This window comes from Luteibacter sp. 3190, from assembly GCF_031456385.1.
In the GTDB taxonomy this organism is placed as follows: Bacteria; Pseudomonadota; Gammaproteobacteria; order Xanthomonadales; family Rhodanobacteraceae; genus Luteibacter.
This window is the reverse complement of sequence record NZ_JAVDUO010000005.1, coordinates 19,202-35,103: the sequence shown is the minus strand read 5'-3', so window position 1 is coordinate 35,103 and position 15,902 is coordinate 19,202. Positions and strand designations below refer to the sequence as shown.

The 15,902-nt window shown below is 68.1% G+C and carries 14 protein-coding genes; 5 read left to right on the top strand and 9 right to left on the bottom strand.

Annotated elements, in window-relative coordinates:
- Positions 1 to 125: 125 nt before the first annotated feature.
- From rpe to J2X58_RS17415, 3 genes are all read right to left on the bottom strand, one after another.
- The gene (rpe, locus tag J2X58_RS17425; RefSeq protein ID WP_310049872.1) at positions 126 to 803 is read right to left on the bottom strand and encodes a ribulose-phosphate 3-epimerase; all 678 of its coding nucleotides are present in this window, start codon (positions 801 to 803) and stop codon (positions 126 to 128) included.
- Positions 804 to 925: 122 nt separating this feature from the next.
- Positions 926 to 1,732: a co-chaperone DjlA gene (djlA, locus tag J2X58_RS17420; protein WP_090055424.1), complete on the bottom strand. Its 807-nt coding sequence runs from the start codon at positions 1,730 to 1,732 to the stop codon at positions 926 to 928.
- Positions 1,729 to 2,040, bottom strand: coding sequence for a c-type cytochrome (locus tag J2X58_RS17415; protein ID WP_090055427.1), 312 nt, complete (start codon positions 2,038 to 2,040; stop codon positions 1,729 to 1,731). The genes djlA and J2X58_RS17415 overlap by 4 nt, the downstream gene beginning before the upstream one ends.
- Before the next feature lie 241 nt (positions 2,041 to 2,281).
- Between J2X58_RS17415 and J2X58_RS17410 the strand changes: the two genes are divergently transcribed.
- From J2X58_RS17410 to J2X58_RS17395, 4 genes are all read left to right on the top strand, one after another.
- Positions 2,282 to 3,178, top strand: a complete 897-nt coding sequence (locus tag J2X58_RS17410) for a phosphoribosylaminoimidazolesuccinocarboxamide synthase (RefSeq protein WP_310049868.1) — start codon at positions 2,282 to 2,284, stop codon at positions 3,176 to 3,178.
- A 35-nt stretch (positions 3,179 to 3,213) separates the two neighbouring features.
- Positions 3,214 to 3,681 carry an Mpo1-like protein gene (locus J2X58_RS17405; RefSeq protein ID WP_310049865.1) on the top strand — a complete coding sequence of 156 codons (468 nt, stop codon included), beginning with the start codon at positions 3,214 to 3,216 and terminating at the stop codon, positions 3,679 to 3,681.
- A gap of 10 nt (positions 3,682 to 3,691) precedes the next feature.
- The gene (locus tag J2X58_RS17400) at positions 3,692 to 4,102 is read left to right on the top strand and encodes a hypothetical protein (RefSeq protein ID WP_090055437.1); all 411 of its coding nucleotides are present in this window, start codon (positions 3,692 to 3,694) and stop codon (positions 4,100 to 4,102) included.
- Positions 4,103 to 4,192: 90 nt separating this feature from the next.
- Positions 4,193 to 4,375 (top strand): DUF2061 domain-containing protein, encoded by a 183-nt coding sequence (locus tag J2X58_RS17395; protein ID WP_090055440.1) that lies wholly within the window; start codon positions 4,193 to 4,195, stop codon positions 4,373 to 4,375.
- Here the strand turns inward: J2X58_RS17395 and J2X58_RS17390 are convergent.
- Both J2X58_RS17390 and J2X58_RS17385 read right to left on the bottom strand, forming a co-directional pair.
- Complete coding sequence (locus tag J2X58_RS17390; protein ID WP_310049861.1) at positions 4,358 to 6,472, bottom strand: beta-agarase; 2,115 nt, start codon at positions 6,470 to 6,472, stop codon at positions 4,358 to 4,360. The genes J2X58_RS17395 and J2X58_RS17390 overlap by 18 nt on opposite strands.
- Before the next feature lie 44 nt (positions 6,473 to 6,516).
- Complete coding sequence (locus J2X58_RS17385) at positions 6,517 to 7,842, bottom strand: amino acid permease (RefSeq protein ID WP_090055443.1); 1,326 nt, start codon at positions 7,840 to 7,842, stop codon at positions 6,517 to 6,519.
- A 214-nt stretch (positions 7,843 to 8,056) separates the two neighbouring features.
- On the opposite strand from J2X58_RS17385, the gene J2X58_RS17380 reads away from it, so the two are divergent.
- Positions 8,057 to 8,524 carry a transposase gene (locus tag J2X58_RS17380; RefSeq protein ID WP_310049859.1) on the top strand — a complete coding sequence of 156 codons (468 nt, stop codon included), beginning with the start codon at positions 8,057 to 8,059 and terminating at the stop codon, positions 8,522 to 8,524.
- A gap of 111 nt (positions 8,525 to 8,635) precedes the next feature.
- On the opposite strand, the gene lpdA is transcribed toward J2X58_RS17380, so the two are convergent.
- The 4 genes from lpdA to J2X58_RS17360 form a co-directional block, all read right to left on the bottom strand.
- Positions 8,636 to 10,438: a dihydrolipoyl dehydrogenase gene (lpdA, locus tag J2X58_RS17375; protein ID WP_310049857.1), complete on the bottom strand. Its 1,803-nt coding sequence runs from the start codon at positions 10,436 to 10,438 to the stop codon at positions 8,636 to 8,638.
- 13 nt (positions 10,439 to 10,451) lie between these two features.
- A complete protein-coding gene (gene aceF / locus J2X58_RS17370; protein WP_310049854.1) occupies positions 10,452 to 12,146 on the bottom strand; it encodes a dihydrolipoyllysine-residue acetyltransferase in 1,695 nt (564 codons plus the stop codon).
- A 318-nt stretch (positions 12,147 to 12,464) separates the two neighbouring features.
- A complete protein-coding gene (locus J2X58_RS17365; protein WP_310049851.1) occupies positions 12,465 to 13,325 on the bottom strand; it encodes a mechanosensitive ion channel domain-containing protein in 861 nt (286 codons plus the stop codon).
- Between the two features lie 238 nt (positions 13,326 to 13,563).
- Entirely contained in the window at positions 13,564 to 15,900 is a 2,337-nt protein-coding gene (locus J2X58_RS17360) for a carboxy terminal-processing peptidase (RefSeq protein WP_310049849.1), read from the bottom strand.
- Positions 15,901 to 15,902 lie beyond the last annotated feature (2 nt).

Below are 15,902 nucleotides of genomic sequence, written 5' to 3'. Positions count from 1 at the left end.
GCTCACCCGAGAGCTTGCTTTACAGTACTACAGAGTTTGCTTTTTGCTCGTGAAATCTTGTTTAGCTGGCGGGTGGCGGCGGCAGCGCATCGGGGCCTGCCGCGCGCGGCGTTGAAAGTGTCGCGTCAGGCGTTCTTTTCGATCGCGGCGTGCATGCGGCGGATGACGTCGGCGTAGTCGGGAGCGCCGAAGATGGCGGAGCCGGCGACGAAGGTGTCGGCGCCCGCGGCGGCGATCTGGCCGATGTTGTCGGCGTTGACGCCGCCATCCACTTCGAGGCGGATGTCGCGGCCGCTGGCGTCGATGCGCTCGCGGACGTGACGGATCTTGTCGATCGCGGTCGGGATGAACTTCTGCCCGCCGAAGCCCGGATTCACCGACATGATGAGCACCATGTCGATCTTGTCCATCACGTAGTCGAGCCACGAGAGCGGCGTGGCCGGGTTGAACACGAGGCCGGCCTCGCAGCCTTCGTCCTTGATCAGCTGGATGGTGCGGTCGACGTGCTCAGTGGCTTCCGGGTGGAAGCTGATGCTGCGGGCGCCCGCCTTCGCGAAGTCCGGAACGATGCGGTCCACCGGCTTGACCATCAGGTGCACGTCGATGTGCTCGGTGATGCCGAAATCGCGCAATGCCTTGAGCACCATCGGACCGATGGTGAGGTTGGGCACGTAGTGGTTGTCCATCACGTCGAAGTGCACCCACTGCGCGCCGGCGTCGAGCACCTTGCGCGTGGATTCGCCGAGGCGGGCGAAATCGGCGGAGAGGATGGACGGGGCGATGACGGGGGACTGCTTGGCCATGGTGGGTACCGTTCGACGAGAAGTGCTTTCGGATGATATCGCCGGGGGGCCGCTGTCGCGGAATCGCCGATGCGATCGGCTCCCACCCTCCGGTAGCTATGGTGCGGGCATGGACCCCCGCCTTACTTGAATCCTCTTTCCGCCTTGACGCGCTCGTAGGCCGCGTTGATTTCGCTGGCGCGGGCTTCGGCGCGGCGGCGCATGTCCTCGGGCAGATCGCCGAGGCGGTCGGGGTGGTGTTCGGAGATCAGCTTGCGGTACGCGCGCTTGATGGCGCGGTCGTCGGCATCGCGCTGGATGCCGAGCACGGCGTAGGGATCGGGGCCCTGCGGGTTGCGCTGCGGGGGCACGTAGCCGCCGCCATTCGCGCGGCCGCCACCGTAGGAGCGGCCCCCGGCGCTGGCGTTCCAGGCGTAGCCCTTCATCGCCATGAGCGCCATCAGCTCCATGTCGCTGACGCGCAGCGCGAAGGCGAGCTGGCGCAGGATGGCCATCTTCTCCGGCGACGGCTGGCCTTCGGCGAGCACCGTCTCGATCACCACGTCGATCACCGGGAACGCGTGGTCGCGACGGTGGCCGACCCACTGGCGCAGTTCGTCGATCACGGCCGCGGCGTCGAATTCGGGCTGCTTGCCTTCATTGAACGCTTCGATCGCGACGCGGCGGGCGTCCTGGTCGAGGCCCATGCGCGCCATGAGCCGTTCGGCGATGGCGATCTCGGCTTCGGACACGCGGCCGTCGGCCTTGGCGACCGCGCCGATCAGCGCGAACAGCGGCGCGACGTAGCCGCCCTGGGTCGGAGTGCGCTGGCGCTGCTGGCGGCTGGCGTCGAACATGAAGCCGAGGATGCCGCCGACGAGCGCGCCGAGCAGGTTGTGCGTCACCGACATGCCGATGACGGCGCCGATGAGTGTGGCGGTGAAATTCATGGGGCGGCCCGGGGCGGGGTCAGGGCGGAGTACCACTGGGCGAGCTGGTCGAGCTCCGCGTCGGTGAGGGGACCGGTCGCCGCGCGCATCACGGGGATGTCGCGGCGGCCGTCGCGATACTGGCGCAGCGCTTCGCGCAGGTAGTCGAGTTTCTGCCCGGCGAGGTTGGGCGCGCCGGGGATCTTCGCCACGCCGTCTTCGCCGTGGCAGGCCGCGCACAGTCCGAGGCGCGCCGGCTTCGCAGGCGGCGCGGCGAGGACAGGGACGGAAAGGGCCAGGGCGATTGCCGCGGTCGTGAGGATGCGCATGGGCGAGCTATGGGGGCGTTGATCGGGAATTCTAGCAGGCGGACGCCGTCCGCCTGCGGCGTAGGAGCGCGCCCTGCGCGCGACATGTTCTGGGGCCAGGAGCTTCAGTGCCTGGGCTCCTCGCGAAACGATGTCGCGCGCAGGGCGCGCTCCTACGGAGGCCTTCGCGCGAGGGCGGCAGGGCCGGGATGGCTTCGGATCGCTACAATGGGCGGATTCCCCGCCTCACCGGAGCCTCGCCGTGCCCACCACCCTTTCGCAATCCGACCTGCCGGGCCTGGAGCTCATCCACCGCGGCAAGGTGCGCGACGTCTACGCCCTGCCCGGCAACCGCCTGCTGATGGTGGCGACGGACCGGCTGTCGGCGTTCGACGTGGTGCTGCCCGATCCGATCCCGGGCAAGGGCGAGATGCTGACGCAGATCTCCAACTTCTGGTTCGACAAGACGAAGCACATCATCCCGAACCACCTGACCGGCGAGGACGTGGCCTCGGTGCTTCCCGCGGGCGTCGACCCGGCGCTGTACGCGAAGCGCGCCGTGATCACGAAACGTCTCAAGCCGGTGCCGGTGGAAGCCATCGCGCGCGGTTATCTCATCGGTTCGGGCTGGAAGGACTACCAGGCCACCGGCGCGCTCTGCGGCATCACGCTGCCGCCCGGTCTGCAGCAGGCGGAAAAGCTGCCGGAGCCGATCTTCACCCCGTCGACGAAGGCGGCCGTGGGCGACCACGACGAGAACGTGAGTTTCGACAGCGTGGTGGCGGCCGTGGGCGCCGATCTGGCGAACGCCGTGCGCGACGCCACGCTCGAGATCTACCGCTTCGCGGCGGAATACGCGGCGAAGCGCGGCATCATCGTGGCGGACACCAAGTTCGAATTCGGCACGGACGAGCACGGCGTGCTGCACATCATGGACGAGATGCTCACCCCGGACTCCTCACGGTTCTGGCCCGCCGACGACTACCAGGTGGGCATCAGCCCGCCCAGCTACGACAAGCAGTTCGTCCGCGATTACCTGGAGCACATCGGCTGGAACAAGACGCCGCCCGCGCCGAAGGTGCCCGCCGACGTCATCGGCGGCACCGCCGAGAAGTACGCCGAGGCGCTCGACAAGCTGGCCGGCATCCGACTGGACTAAGCTTGGCGCAACGAAGGCAGCACGGAGGGGACGCCATGCGCGACGCAGCCACCTGGTTCGGCAACTACAGCCGCGACCACCAGAACGCCACCAATCGCCTGATCCACTGGATCTGCGTGCCGGCGATCACCTGGACGGTGGTCGCCTTCGTCTGGCTGATCCCCGTGCCCGGCTGGCTCGGCCGGCCTGGGTTCTGGGCCGTGCTCGCCATGTTCCTGGCCTTCTGTTTCTACTATTTCCGCCTGTCGCGGCGCATCGGCCTGGCCATGGCCGGGGCGTTCATCGTGCTGGCGCTGTTCACCGACATGCTCTACCGCGCCATCGGCAGCGGCGGCCTGCTCTGGCTGGCCGTCGTGGTGTTCGTGGTGGCGTGGATCGGGCAATTCATCGGGCACCGGATCGAAGGGCGCCGGCCGTCCTTCCTCACCGACCTCCAGTACCTGCTGATCGGCCCTGCGTGGCTGATGAGCAAGGCCCTCGGCCGGTTCGGCCCGTCCTACTGACAGACCCGACGTGACCCAGACCCTCCTGACCCTGCTTTCCGCCGCGATCTGGTGGGTGATCTATTCCAGCGCCGCCGCCGTCGTCCCCGCCGTCATCGGCTGGTTCGCCCTGCGCTGGCTCGAGCGGGTGCCCGTGGTGTTCAACCGCGTCTACCTGGCCAGCCTGCTGTGGATGCTGCTGGCGGTGCTCACGGGCGGCCTGGTGATCGCCGCGCAGCATGGGCAGGCCGTGGGCCAGTCCGTCTTCGCCCTGCCCTGGATGCGCGCCGCGCTGGTGCTGGACATGCTCGCCGGCGTCTGGCTGATCTGGCGGCTCGTGCCGCGCGTCGACGCCCGCCGCGTGAAGCCGACCAGCGCCTGCATGGTGGTGGCCCTGGTGATGGTGGTCGCCATGATCGGCGGCACCGCGCTGCACCGATAGCGGCGGGCTATCGGCACCATTGGGAAGAACCATTGGACTCGGCGGATGCCGACCCCATAATGAGAGTCATTCGTATTGAGGTGACTCGCCATGGCCCGCAAGATCAAGTTCGCCGCGACGCACTTCAGCATCGCGTTTTCGATGAGTTACGCCGTTAATCAGAATGTGGCGATCAGCACGATCGTCGGCATCGCCGAGCCCATCGCGTTCGCGTTGGGTCGCGACATGTCCCGCGGCGACAAGGGCGGCCTTCGCCTATCGGCCGCCGCCTGAGCCACCGCCCGCGCGGGCGTTGGTGTCGGTCACGGAGCGCGTGAAACCCTCGAACGGGATGTCGGTGATGCCGACCAGCCCGATGTGCGCGTTCTCGCCGTCCAGCACACGCCCCGTCACCGGCTGATCGACGTACTGGAACCAGTGCGTGCCGACGAGGATGCCCGACGCCACGGCGGCGTCGACGAAGCGGGCGTAGGCCTTGCCGCGCTCCTCTTCACTGGCCACCGCGGCGACGCCGTTGCCGAACGGGCCGCGATCCGACGAGCCGAAGTGGAACTCGGTGATCATCGCGGGCTTGTCGTAGCGGCGGAACGCGGCGATGTCGAAGCCGTGTTCGGGCACGTCGGTGTACGTGTTGATGCTGGTGACGTCGGCATACCGGGCGCTCGCCTCCTCCACTTCGGGCGTGCGCACGGCGAGGCGTCCGCCGAGGAAGAGGTGATGCGGATCGGCTTTCTTCAGTGACGTCGCGACCGTCTCGAAGTACTTCCCTGCGTAGAGCTTCAGGAAGGCGATGTCGTCGGCCGCGATCGCCGGGTGCGCTTCGCTCGGATCCGGCGCCTTGAACCCGCTCGCCGCCACCTGATCCCACGACGTGACCACGACGCCCCACGCCTTCGCGAAGGCGGCCGCGTCGCCATGGGTTTTCCTCAGGTAAGCGAGGAACGCCTGTTTCGCGGGGCTTTCCGGACCCTGCGCGAGGCTTCCGGCCGCCAGCGCCCAGCGGCCTTGCGGCCCCTGCCCCGCCCACGCGAGTTCGTTGTCGGCGAAGTAGCCGAGCAGCCAGGGATCGTCGCGCACGCCCTTCGTCGCCTTCGCCACGGCGGCGTCGGTCGCCGCGGCGAACTTCGGATCGAAGGGATCGGGCATGCGGCCCCAGTAATCGAAGCCGGTGGCGACGGTGTTGTAGCTGCCGACGATCAGGATGGGCACGGTGTAGGCGATGCGGTGGTCGCCGGCGAACGCGGGATCGCTCCAGTTGCCGAGCGTGTTGAAGCGCCAGCGCTTCAGGCGATCCACCGTGCGCCGACGCCACGCGGCGTTCGCATCGTCGCCGAGGGAACGGGCGACGTTGGTGGCATAGATGTCCCACCACAGGCCGTGATTCATGCCGATGTCGCGTTGCGAGCCCTGGTCGCTGCGGCTGTCGGCGCTACCGGTGTGCGGGGCGCCCGCTTTCGGCGGCGCGGTGAACATGAACTCGCGGCCCTGCACGTAAGTGCGTCCGTCGGTGAGGTTCACCGCGTTGACGCCAAGCGAGAAGAAGGCATGGCCTTCGGGGGTCACGAGCCACCAGCGATCGCCCTGCTTCTGGGTGCGGAACCAGCCGGTCGCCTGCATGGCGGGAAGGTCGGTGCGGCCGCCATAGCGATCGAGGTTGGCCGCGGGCGTCGCGGCGGACGCCGCGTTGGCGCGCTGCTTCAGCGCGGCGTCGTCGGCGATCTTCTCCGGCCAGGTCGCGCGGGTGAACTGGCCGTAGCGGTCGACGATGCCGGTATATGCGCGGCGCAGATCGTCGTCGCCCGCGACATCGTCGAGCGTGCCGAAGAGCAGCGTCTGCGGCGCGCCTGGCTGCGGCATGGCGAACGTCACGCGCGTGATCGCGTTCGCATCGATGGCGCCGTCGACGGTGGTGGCGACGAGACGCCGGGTGGTGCCGTCGTCGAATGGCATCGGCGGACCGGCGTGCATGCCGAAGGCGCGCGGCGAGGTGGCGTGCAGCGGAAGCGACAGCGTCTGCGGCGGGCCCGGCGGCAGGCCGACCGTCGCCTTGAGGTGTTTGTCGCCGGAAGCGACATCGATCGTCAGCGTCACGGGCCACGGCATGCCGTTCTGCACGCGCAGACGCATCGTGCCGTTCGCGGTCCAGTGCCAGGCGCCTTGCGTCGGCGTGAGCGTCAGCGCGGGGCTGGGCGACGGGTTGAAGGTGGCGGCGACGAGGGCCTCGCCGGTGGCGGTCTTGCGGATCGTGGGGTCGAGCGTCGCGTTGGTCGTCGCGACGCGCACCGTGGCGTCGGGACGCGCGAAGTCGATCGCGGTCGCCTGGGCGGTGCCTACGAAACTGCCGATGACGAGCAAGATGAAGGTGCGCATGAGGGGACTGTCGCACGGCGCGGGTGAATCGTCACTCGATGCGATCAGCGAGCGACCGACTTCCGGCGCCACAGGTAGTACACCGGCACGCCAAGGGCGATGATCACCAGACTCATGCCGGCATCGCCAGGCGCCGCGATCGCCGTGGCCGCGATCACGCAGAGCACCGTCGTGGAGAACACCATCGGCAGCCATGGGTACCCGGGCACCAGGTACGGCGACGGCTCCGACCGCAGCTTCTTGCGATACCAGAAGATGGTCGCGATGCCGAAGGCGTGCGACAGCCACTCGCCGACGGTCGTGTAATTGAGCAGCGCGTTGAAGCTGCCGGAGAGGATCAGCACGATCGCCCAGCCGCCGAGCGCCACCAGCGCGAACTGCGGTGCGCCCGTGCGCGGCTCGATCTTCGCGATCGGCCGGAAGAACATTCCATCGGCGCTCATCACCTGCAGCACGCGCGCGCCGCCCGCGATGGCGATGCTGCAATAACCGAAGGTGGAGCACGCGATGCCGACCGCGATGACCGTGGCGCCCGATTCGCCGAAGACGCGGCGCATGAGGTCGGCGGCGGGCGCCGTGCTCGCGGCGAGTCCGGCGTGACCGAGGCCGGCCATGTACGCGATGTTGACCAGCACGTAGCAGACCACGACGCTCGCCATGCCGAGGCCGAGCGCGCGCGGCAGCGTTCGCTGCGGATCGCGGACTTCGCCGGCCAGATCGTTGAGGTAGTGGAAGCCGCCGTAAGCGAAGAGCGCCGGGAGCAGCGCACCGATGATGGTGCTGGCGGGCACGTCGTTCGTGGGATCGGCGACGAACGCCGCGCCGAGATGACCGCGCGCGAGGTACAGGCCGACGACGATGAGCAATGCGACCGCGCCAAGCTTCAGCACGGTGAAGATGTTCTGCACCAGGGCACCGGCGCGAATGCCGAAGAGATTCACCGTGACGATGAACGTGATCGCGCCCACGGCGAACGGCTTCACCCATTCGTGCGGGAGGCCGATGGCGCGGCACGCGTAGTCGGCGAACGTGGTCGCGACGGCGGCGACGCTGCCGGGGTAGTTGATGAGCGCCATCGTCCAGCCGAAGAGGAAGGCCGGAAGCTGGCCGAACGCCTCGCGCAGGTAGACGTAGGTGCCGCCGGCCTGGGGCCGCCTGGCGCCGAGTTCCGCGTAGCAGAGGACACCCGCGAGGGTGAGCAGGCCGCCGAGCGTCCACAGCACGATGACTTCGGTGCCGGAACTGGTGAGCTGCGCGACGGTGGCCGGCGTGCGGAAGATGCCCCCGCCGATGACACCGCCGATGACGATCATCGCGGCATCCCAGATGCCGAGACGACGGAAGTAGTGGGCTGGCTGGGGTGCTGGCATCCGCCGACGATGCCATAAGCGAGGGCTTGGTGCGAGATGCCGGCGCCTCGTCGTAGGAGCGCGCCCTGCGCGCGACATGTTTTCGCGAGGAGTCACAGGACCTGTGGCTCACAGCCTCAAAAGATGTCGCGCGCAGGGCGCGCTCCTACATCGGCGTTGCGGGCCGACGCGCCGATGCGGCCGTGACCGCTTCTCGCGGATGGGGCCGGGAGACATGATCGCCGGAATGATCATCCACCCCGGGCAATCAGCGCTGCGTATCGGCCGGACATCGGAGCCCGGACGGATCTATCTCGTTACCACGTGCACGTGGAATCGGGCACCGCTGTTTCGGAATCACCGGGCCGCGCGGGCCGCGTGCCGGACGATTCATTCGGAACGGTCCTGGAGAGATGCCAGCTGCCTCGCCTGGGTACTGATGCCCGACCATTGGCATGGGCTCATCCACCTTCGCGAGAGCGAACTTCCCAAGGTGGTGGAAGCGATGAAATCGCGCGTTACCAAGGCGCTTCGGGCGGAAGGCCGCGTCTCGCCGGTGTGGCAACGCGCCTTCCATGACAGGGCGATTCGCGAGGACGACGACGTGAAAGCCGCGGCGAGGTATGTCATCGCGAACCCCGTGCGGGCCGGTCTGGTGGCGCGGGTCGGCGATTATCCGTATTGGAATGCCGTCTGGATCTGATGCCCGGACGGAGCGCGGAATCGCAGGAGCAGGGGCCTGTTGCGTCTGGCCTCAAAAGATGTCGCGCGCAGGGCGCGCTCCTACGGGAGGAGCGCGCCCTGCGCGGATGTCTTATTTCTTCTTCGGAATGTACAGATCGGTGATCGTGCCCTCGTACACCTCGGCCGCCATGCCGACGGATTCGCCGAGCGTGGGGTGCGGGTGGACGGTGCGGCCGATGTCGCCGGCTTCGGCGCCCATTTCGATGGCGAGCGCGAGTTCCGAGATGAGGTCGCCCGCGTGCGGGCCGACGATGCCGGCGCCGACGATGCGATGGGTTTCCTCGTCGAAGATGAGCTTGGTGAAGCCTTCGGTGCGGTCGATGCCGATGGCGCGACCGGAAGCCGCCCAGGGGAACTTGCCGACGCCGACCTTCAGGCCCTTCTCCTTCGCTTCGCGCTCGGTGACGCCGACCCAGGCGATTTCCGGATCGGTGTACGCGACCGACGGGATGACGCGCGCGTCGAAGAAGCTCTTCTGTCCCGCGGCGGCTTCGGCGGCCACCTTGGCTTCGTGCGTGGCCTTGTGCGCCAGCATCGGCTGGCCGACGAGGTCGCCGATGGCGAAGATGTGCGGCACGTTGGTGCGCATCTGCCGGTCGACCGGGATGAAGCCGCGATCGGTGACTTCCACGCCGGCCTTGTCCGCGCCGACCTTGGCGCCGTTCGGCGAGCGGCCGACGGAGACGAGCACGCGATCGAAGAGCTTCGTGTCCGGGATGCTCTCGCCGTCGAACGTGACCTCGATGCCCTTCTTGGTCGCCTTCGCCTCGACCACCTTCGTCTTGAGGTGGATGCCCTTGTACCGCTTGGCGATGCGCTGCTGCAGCGGCTTGATCAGGTCGGCGTCCGCGCCGGGGATCAGCTGGTCGGCGAGTTCGACGACGGTGACCTCGGAACCGAGGCCCGCGTAGACGGTGGCCATTTCCAGGCCGATGATGCCGCCGCCGACGACGAGCAGCTTCTTCGGCACGTCGCGCAGTTCGAGCGCGCCGGTGGAATCGATGACGCGCTCGTCGTCCCACGGGAACGACGGCAGCTTGACGGACTGCGAACCGGCCGCGATCACCGCGTTCCTGAAGCGGATGAGCTTCGTGCCTTCGGCCGTCTGGACTTCCATCTCGTACGGCGAGACGAACGCGCCCACGCCCGTGACGGTGCGGACCTTGCGGGCCTTGGCCATCTGCGCGAGGCCGCCGGTGAGCTTGCCGACCACCTTCTCCTTGAAGGAACGCAGCTTGTCGAGGTCGATGGACGGCGCGCCGAACGTGATGCCATGCGCTTCCATGTGCGCGGCTTCGTCGATGACGGCCGCGGCGTGCAGCAGCGCCTTCGACGGAATGCAGCCCACGTTGAGGCAGACGCCGCCGAGCGACGCGTAGCGCTCGACAAGCACGGTGTCGAGGCCGATGTCCGCGCCGCGGAACGCGGCCGTGTAGCCACCCGGGCCCGAGCCGAGCACGACGAGGTCGCATTCGATGTCGGCCTTGCGGCCGCTGTCGCTGCCCGCCTTGGGTGCGGCGACCGGCGTGGCCGGCTTCGGCGGCGCCGGAGCGGGCGACGGAGCGGCCGGGGGCGGCGCGTCCTTCGTGACGGACTGTCCGACGACCTTCTCCGCCACCGGCGCGTCGGCGCCTTCGGCTTCGATCAGCGCGATGACGCTGCCGTCGTTGAGTTCGTCGCCGATCTTGACCTTGATCTCGACGATCCGGCCGCCCTGCGAGGCGGGCACGTCCATCGTGGCCTTGTCGGATTCCAGCGTGACCAGGCTCTGGTCCTTGGCGACGGTGTCGCCGACCTTCACCAGGATCTCGATGACCGGCACATCGTGCGAGCCGCCGAGATCGGGAACCTTCAGTTCGATCGTGTTAGCCATGTGCGTGCCTCCGTCAGAGCAACAGGCGACGGATGTCGCCGAGCTGCTGGGCCAGGTACACGGCGAAGCGCGCGGCGAGCGCGCCGTCGATGACGCGGTGGTCGTACGACAGCGACAGCGGCAGCATCAGGCGCGGCGCGAATTCCTTGCCGTTCCACACGGGCTTCATCGCGGCCTTCGACACGCCGAGGATCGCGACTTCCGGCGCGTTGACGATCGGCGTGAACGCCGTGCCGCCGATGCCGCCGAGCGAGGAGATCGAGAAGCAGCCGCCCGACATGTCGGCGGCGGTGAGCTTCTTGTCACGCGCCTTCTTCGAGATCTCGCCCAGTTCGGCGGCGAGCTCGAGCAGGCCCTTCTTGTCGGCGTCGCGGATCACCGGCACGACGAGGCCGTCCGGCGTGTCCACGGCGATGCCGATGTTGTAGTACTTCTTCAGCGTCAGCACTTCACCCGCCGCGTCGAGCGACGCGTTGAACGTGGGGAATTTCTTCAGCGCCGCGACCACCGCCTTGATCTGGAAGACCAGCGGGGTGACCTTCAGATCCTTGTTCTCCTCGCCGAGCTTCTTGCGGAAGGCTTCGAGCTCGGTGATGTCCGCGTCCTCGAACTGCGTGACGTGCGGGATCATGGCCCAGTTGCGGGCGAGGTTCGCGGCGGAGATCTTCGGGATGCGGCCCAGCGGACGCTCTTCGATCTCGCCGAATTTCGAGAAGTCGACCTTCGGCCACGGCAGCAGGCTGAGGCCGTTGCCGCCGGCGACGGCACCGCCCCTGGCCGGCGAGCCGGCGGAGGTCATCACCTGCTTCACGTAGGCGGCGACGTCGTCGCGCTGGATGCGGCCGCCGCGACCGCTGCCCTTGACCTGGGCGACGTCGACGCCGAGCTCGCGCGCGAAGGCACGCACGGCCGGGCTGGCGTAGGGGGCGTTCTCCGGCATGATCGTGCTGGCGTCGAACGACACCGGCGGCGTGCGCGGCGCGCCGCCGGCCGGGGCTTCCGCGGTCTTCGACGGCGCCGGTGCCGCGGCGGCGGCGGCGCGCTGCGGCGCCTCGGCCGGGGCTTCCGAGATACCGGGCTTGTCCGCGGACGGCGCAGGCTGCGTGTCGTCGGCAGCGCCCTCGCCTTCAAGGATCGCGATGACGTCGTCGTCGTTGACCTCGTCGCCGACCTTGACCTTCAGTTCCTTGATGACGCCCGCGGCGGGCGCCGGGATGTCCATCGTGGCCTTGTCGGACTCGAGCGTCATGAGGCTCTGGTCCTTCTCGACGCGATCGCCGGCCTTGACCATGATCTCGATGATCGGCACGGGCTTTCCGCCGATGTCGGGAACCTTGACCTCGACCGGGCCGGACGACTTCGACGCCGACGGCGCCTTGGCGGCGGCCGGTGCCGGCGCGGGTGCCGCGGCCTTCGGGGCCTCGGCCTTGGGTGCTTCGGCCTTCGGCGCGGCGGCGGCCGGGGCGTCGCCCTCGGCTTCGACCAGCGCGATCACCGCGCCTTCGTCGACTTCGTCGCCGACCTTGACCTTCAGTTCCTTGATGACGCCCGCGAACGGCGCCGGCACTTCCATGGTGGCCTTGTCGGACTCGAGCGTGACCAGGCTCTGGTCCTTTTCGACGCGATCGCCGACCTTGACCATGATTTCGATGACGGGGACGGGTTTGCCACCGATATCGGGGACGAGGGCTTCTTTGACGTCGGCCATGGAACCTCCTGAAAACAGACGCTTGCGGGCGGACGGACCCGCGGGCGGGGGATGGGAGCGCGCCATGCTGCGGCGCAACCGGTCGATTGTAATCCCTCGGGAGGCTGGCGGGTCCCGTTTTTCCTCGATTCAAACGGTTGTTTGGGTGGATGGGGTGGTCGGTCCCCGCCGTCGCTCGCGAGCGTGTCCGCTGCGCGGGATCGCCGATGCGATCGGCTCCCACCCTTCGGTAGGGGGCCTGCGAGGAGACGGCTACCGGAGGGTGGGAGCCGATCGCATCGGCGATCCCCACGCAGCAGGGGTCGCCAGAGCCTGGTGTCAGGATGGCTTGAGGGGATTCCGCTCGGCGTCCGGCGTCGCTCCCACCACGCGGATCTCGCTCTGCGGGTACGGGATGGTGATGCCGTTCTCGTCGAAGCGCTCCTTGATGCCCCGGAGCAACGTGGTCTGCGTTTCCCACATGTCGCCGGTGGTGGTCCAGCCGCGGATGACGAGGTTGACGCTGGAGTCGCCCAGGGCTTCGGTCCACACGCCCGGCGCGGGATCCTTGAGGATGCGCGGGTCGGCGGCGAAGAGGTCGCGCACCACCTGCATGGCCTTGCCGATGTCGTCGCCGTAGCCGATGCCGACCTTGAGTTCGAAACGGCGCGTGCCGCGGACGTTGTAGTTGATGATCGCATCGCCACCGACCTTCGCGTTCGGCACGACCGCCTGGCGGTTGTCGGGCGTGATCAGGTACGTGTGCATCAGGTTGACGCTTTCCACCGTGCCGTCCACGCCGCCGACCGTGACGTAATCGCCGACACGGAATGGGCGGAAGAGGATCAGCAGGACACCCCATGCGAGGTTCGACAGCGAGCTGTTGAGGGCGAGGCCGATGGCGAGGCCGGCGGCGCCGATCGCGGCGATGAACGAGGCGGTGGGCACGCCCGCCATCCCGAGCACCTGGATCAGCAGCAGTGCGATGAGGATGCCGTAGATGATGTTGCGCAGGAAGCCGGCGAGCGTGACGTCGACGCGTGCGCGTTCGAGTGCGCGGCGACCGAAGTTGGCGAGGCGCGCGGCGATCCAGAAGCCGACGAAGAGAACCAGCAGCGCGAGGCCGATGCGGATCGAGTAGGTGATGATCAGCACGCGCATGGCGTGATCGACGCCGAGGCGATCGAGGAAATCGGTCATGGCCCTGCCTTTGAGCGTTGGGAAAAGCGCGTCGAGGCTAGCAGGGGCGAAGTGAATGTTCAGTACCGCGGATCGGCGCAAGCGTGCCCGCTGGCGCGGGGATCGCCGATGCGATCGGCTCCCACCCCTTCGGTAGGTGAGTCCTCCGCGAGCGTGCCCGCTTCGCGGGATCGCCGATCGTATCGGCGATGTCCGCGGCGTCGACCAAAAAAAAGGCGCCTTTCGGCGCCTTTTCGCCTTACGGGTTGCTGGCGGGTGCCGGCTTGGGCGGCACCTGGGCCGTCTGCGGTGCGTCGATCTTGCGGCCGCCGTAGGGCAGCACGACGGAGGCGACCTTCGGGTCCGCCTTGATCAACGCCACCTCGTCGCCGACGATGTGGGCGGCCTCGTCGAGCGGCGTGTCCTTCGCCTTCTTGGCCTCGGCCTCCTGCTTGATCTCGGACTTGATGCTGCGCTCGTTCGCGTTGAGACCGTCGTCGGACGTGGCGGCATCGTCGGTGTCGCCCGGGCTGCCGTCGCCGCCGAAGATCGCCTTGCGGCGGTTGCGGAAATCGGTCTGGATGGCCTCGTACTGCTTGCGCTCCGCCTGGCGGGCCGCGAAGTTCAGCGAGATGTCCGTCTTGTCGCGCAGCGTCTGGTATTGCTTCAGCTCGTCGAGCATCAGCTTCCACGCCGGCGACGTGGCGACGCGCGCCTGGTGCTTCTGGTTGAGCGGTCCGATGATCGGCTTGAGGTCGGCCACCGGCTTGTAGTCGGCCGGGTCGATGTGACGCCACGGCAACGCATTGTCGTAGGTCGACTCGCCGAATTCCTTCGCGTCGCCGTTCTGCGGGAACTGGATGTCCGGCGTGACGCCACGCAGCTGCGTGCTGTCGCCGTTGATGCGGATGAACTCCGCGATCGTCATCTTGAGCTCGCCGTACTTGGCGTCCTCGCCGGTGGTCGCCTTGCCGAAACGGTCGAGGTCGACAAGGTTCTGCACGGTGCCCTTGCCGAAGGTGGGCTCGCCGATGATGAGGCCGCGACCGTAATCCTGGATGGCGGCGGCGAAGATCTCGGATGCCGAGGCGGAGCCGCGATTGACCATGACGGCCATCGGACCGTCCCACGCCATGCCAGGTGCGTCGTCGCCCTGCGCGTCGATCTGGCCGCGCGCGTCGCGCACCTGCACCACCGGGCCGGTGTCGATGAACAGGCCGGTGAGTTCGGTGGCTTCGTTGAGCGAACCGCCGCCGTTGTTGCGCAGGTCCATGATGACGCCTTCGACCTTCTGCGCCTTCAGTTCGGTGAGCAGCTTGGAGACGTCGCGGGTGGCGCTCTTGAAGTTGGCGTCGCCGTTACGGCGCGCGCCGAAGTCCTGGTAGAACGTGGGCAGTTCGATCACGCCGATCTTGCGCGTGACGTCGCCGTCCTTGACGTCGATGACCTTCGACTTGGCGGCCTGCTCTTCCATCGTGACCTTCTTGCGGACGAGCGTCACGATCTCGTGCTTGCCGTCCACGCCGGCATCGGCCGGGAGGATCTCGATGCGGACGGTGGTGTCCTTCTTGCCGCGGATGAGCTTGACCACGTCGTCCTGGCGCCAGCCGACGACGTCGACCATCGGGCCCGCCTCGCCCTGGCCGATCGCGACGATGCGGTCGCCGGGCTTCATCTTGCCGGACTTGATGGCCGGGCCGCCGGGCACGAGCTCGCGGATGGTGGTGTAGTCGTCGCGCGCCTGCAGCACCGCGCCGATGCCTTCCAGCGACAGGCGCATGGCGATGTCGAAGGTGTCGGCGGCGCGGGGGCCGAGGTAGTCGGTGTGCGGGTCGGTGGAGTTCGCGTACGCGGTCATGAACGCCTGCGTCGCGTCTTCGTCGTCGAGCTGGCGCACGCGCGTGATGTAGGTGGCGTAGCGCTTGTCGAGCGTCTTGCGGATCTCGTCGTCGTTCTTGCCGGCGAGCTTCAGGCGCAGCCAGTCGTTCATCGTGCGCTTGCGCCACACGTCGTCGAGCTCGGCCTGGTTCTTCGGCGCGGCGGCCTTCTTGCGGTCGAAGTTGAAGCTCTCGTTGCCGCTGAAGTCGAAGCCCTGCTTGAGCAGACCGCGCGCGTAGTTCATGCGGTCGACCGCGCGCGTGATGTACAGGTTGAACACCGAGAACGGGCCGGTGAGGTCCTGGTTCCAGATGGCGTCGTCGAACTGCGTCTTCAGCGGTTCGAACTTCGCGAGGTCTTCCTGCGTGAAGAACACTTTCTCGCTGTCGAGCGACTCGATGTAGGCCTTGTAGATCTTGGCCGACATGGCGTCGTCGAGCGGCTGGGCCTGGTAATGGAAGCGCGTGAGGAAGCGCGCCGACAGCTGCGAGGCCTGCGCCTCGGCGGCGGTGGGCTTCAGCGGCAGGCTGGACTCCTTGCGCTGCGGCTCGGGCGAGGTCGCGGCTTCCGAGGCATCCTTCGGCTGCGGCGCGGGCGCCGTCTTCGTCGCGGGCTCGGTCGCTCCCGGCTTCTGCATCGGCGCGGGCGCGGCGTTCTGGGCGTTGGCGCCCGCGGCCGTGAGGGCCAGCAGGAGAGCGATCGCGGGGCGAAGAGTCATGT

What these genes read in the sequence shown, in the direction of transcription:
- rpe (WP_310049872.1), bottom strand. Translation starts at nt 803, where the DNA reads ATGGCCAAGCAGTCCCCCGTCATCGCCCCGTCCATCCTCTCCGCCGAT.
- J2X58_RS17390 (WP_310049861.1), bottom strand. Translation starts at nt 6,472, where the DNA reads ATGCGCACCTTCATCTTGCTCGTCATCGGCAGTTTCGTAGGCACCGCC.
- J2X58_RS17360 (WP_310049849.1), bottom strand. Translation starts at nt 15,900, where the DNA reads ATGACTCTTCGCCCCGCGATCGCTCTCCTGCTGGCCCTCACGGCCGCG.
- J2X58_RS17385 (WP_090055443.1), bottom strand. Translation starts at nt 7,842, where the DNA reads ATGCCAGCACCCCAGCCAGCCCACTACTTCCGTCGTCTCGGCATCTGG.
- aceF (WP_310049854.1), bottom strand. Translation starts at nt 12,146, where the DNA reads ATGGCCGACGTCAAAGAAGCCCTCGTCCCCGATATCGGTGGCAAACCC.
- J2X58_RS17395 (WP_090055440.1), top strand. Translation starts at nt 4,193, where the DNA reads ATGGCCCGCAAGATCAAGTTCGCCGCGACGCACTTCAGCATCGCGTTT.
- djlA (WP_090055424.1), bottom strand. Translation starts at nt 1,732, where the DNA reads ATGAATTTCACCGCCACACTCATCGGCGCCGTCATCGGCATGTCGGTG.
- J2X58_RS17415 (WP_090055427.1), bottom strand. Translation starts at nt 2,040, where the DNA reads ATGCGCATCCTCACGACCGCGGCAATCGCCCTGGCCCTTTCCGTCCCT.
- J2X58_RS17365 (WP_310049851.1), bottom strand. Translation starts at nt 13,325, where the DNA reads ATGACCGATTTCCTCGATCGCCTCGGCGTCGATCACGCCATGCGCGTG.
- J2X58_RS17380 (WP_310049859.1), top strand. Translation starts at nt 8,057, where the DNA reads ATGATCGCCGGAATGATCATCCACCCCGGGCAATCAGCGCTGCGTATC.
- J2X58_RS17405 (WP_310049865.1), top strand. Translation starts at nt 3,214, where the DNA reads ATGCGCGACGCAGCCACCTGGTTCGGCAACTACAGCCGCGACCACCAG.
- lpdA (WP_310049857.1), bottom strand. Translation starts at nt 10,438, where the DNA reads ATGGCTAACACGATCGAACTGAAGGTTCCCGATCTCGGCGGCTCGCAC.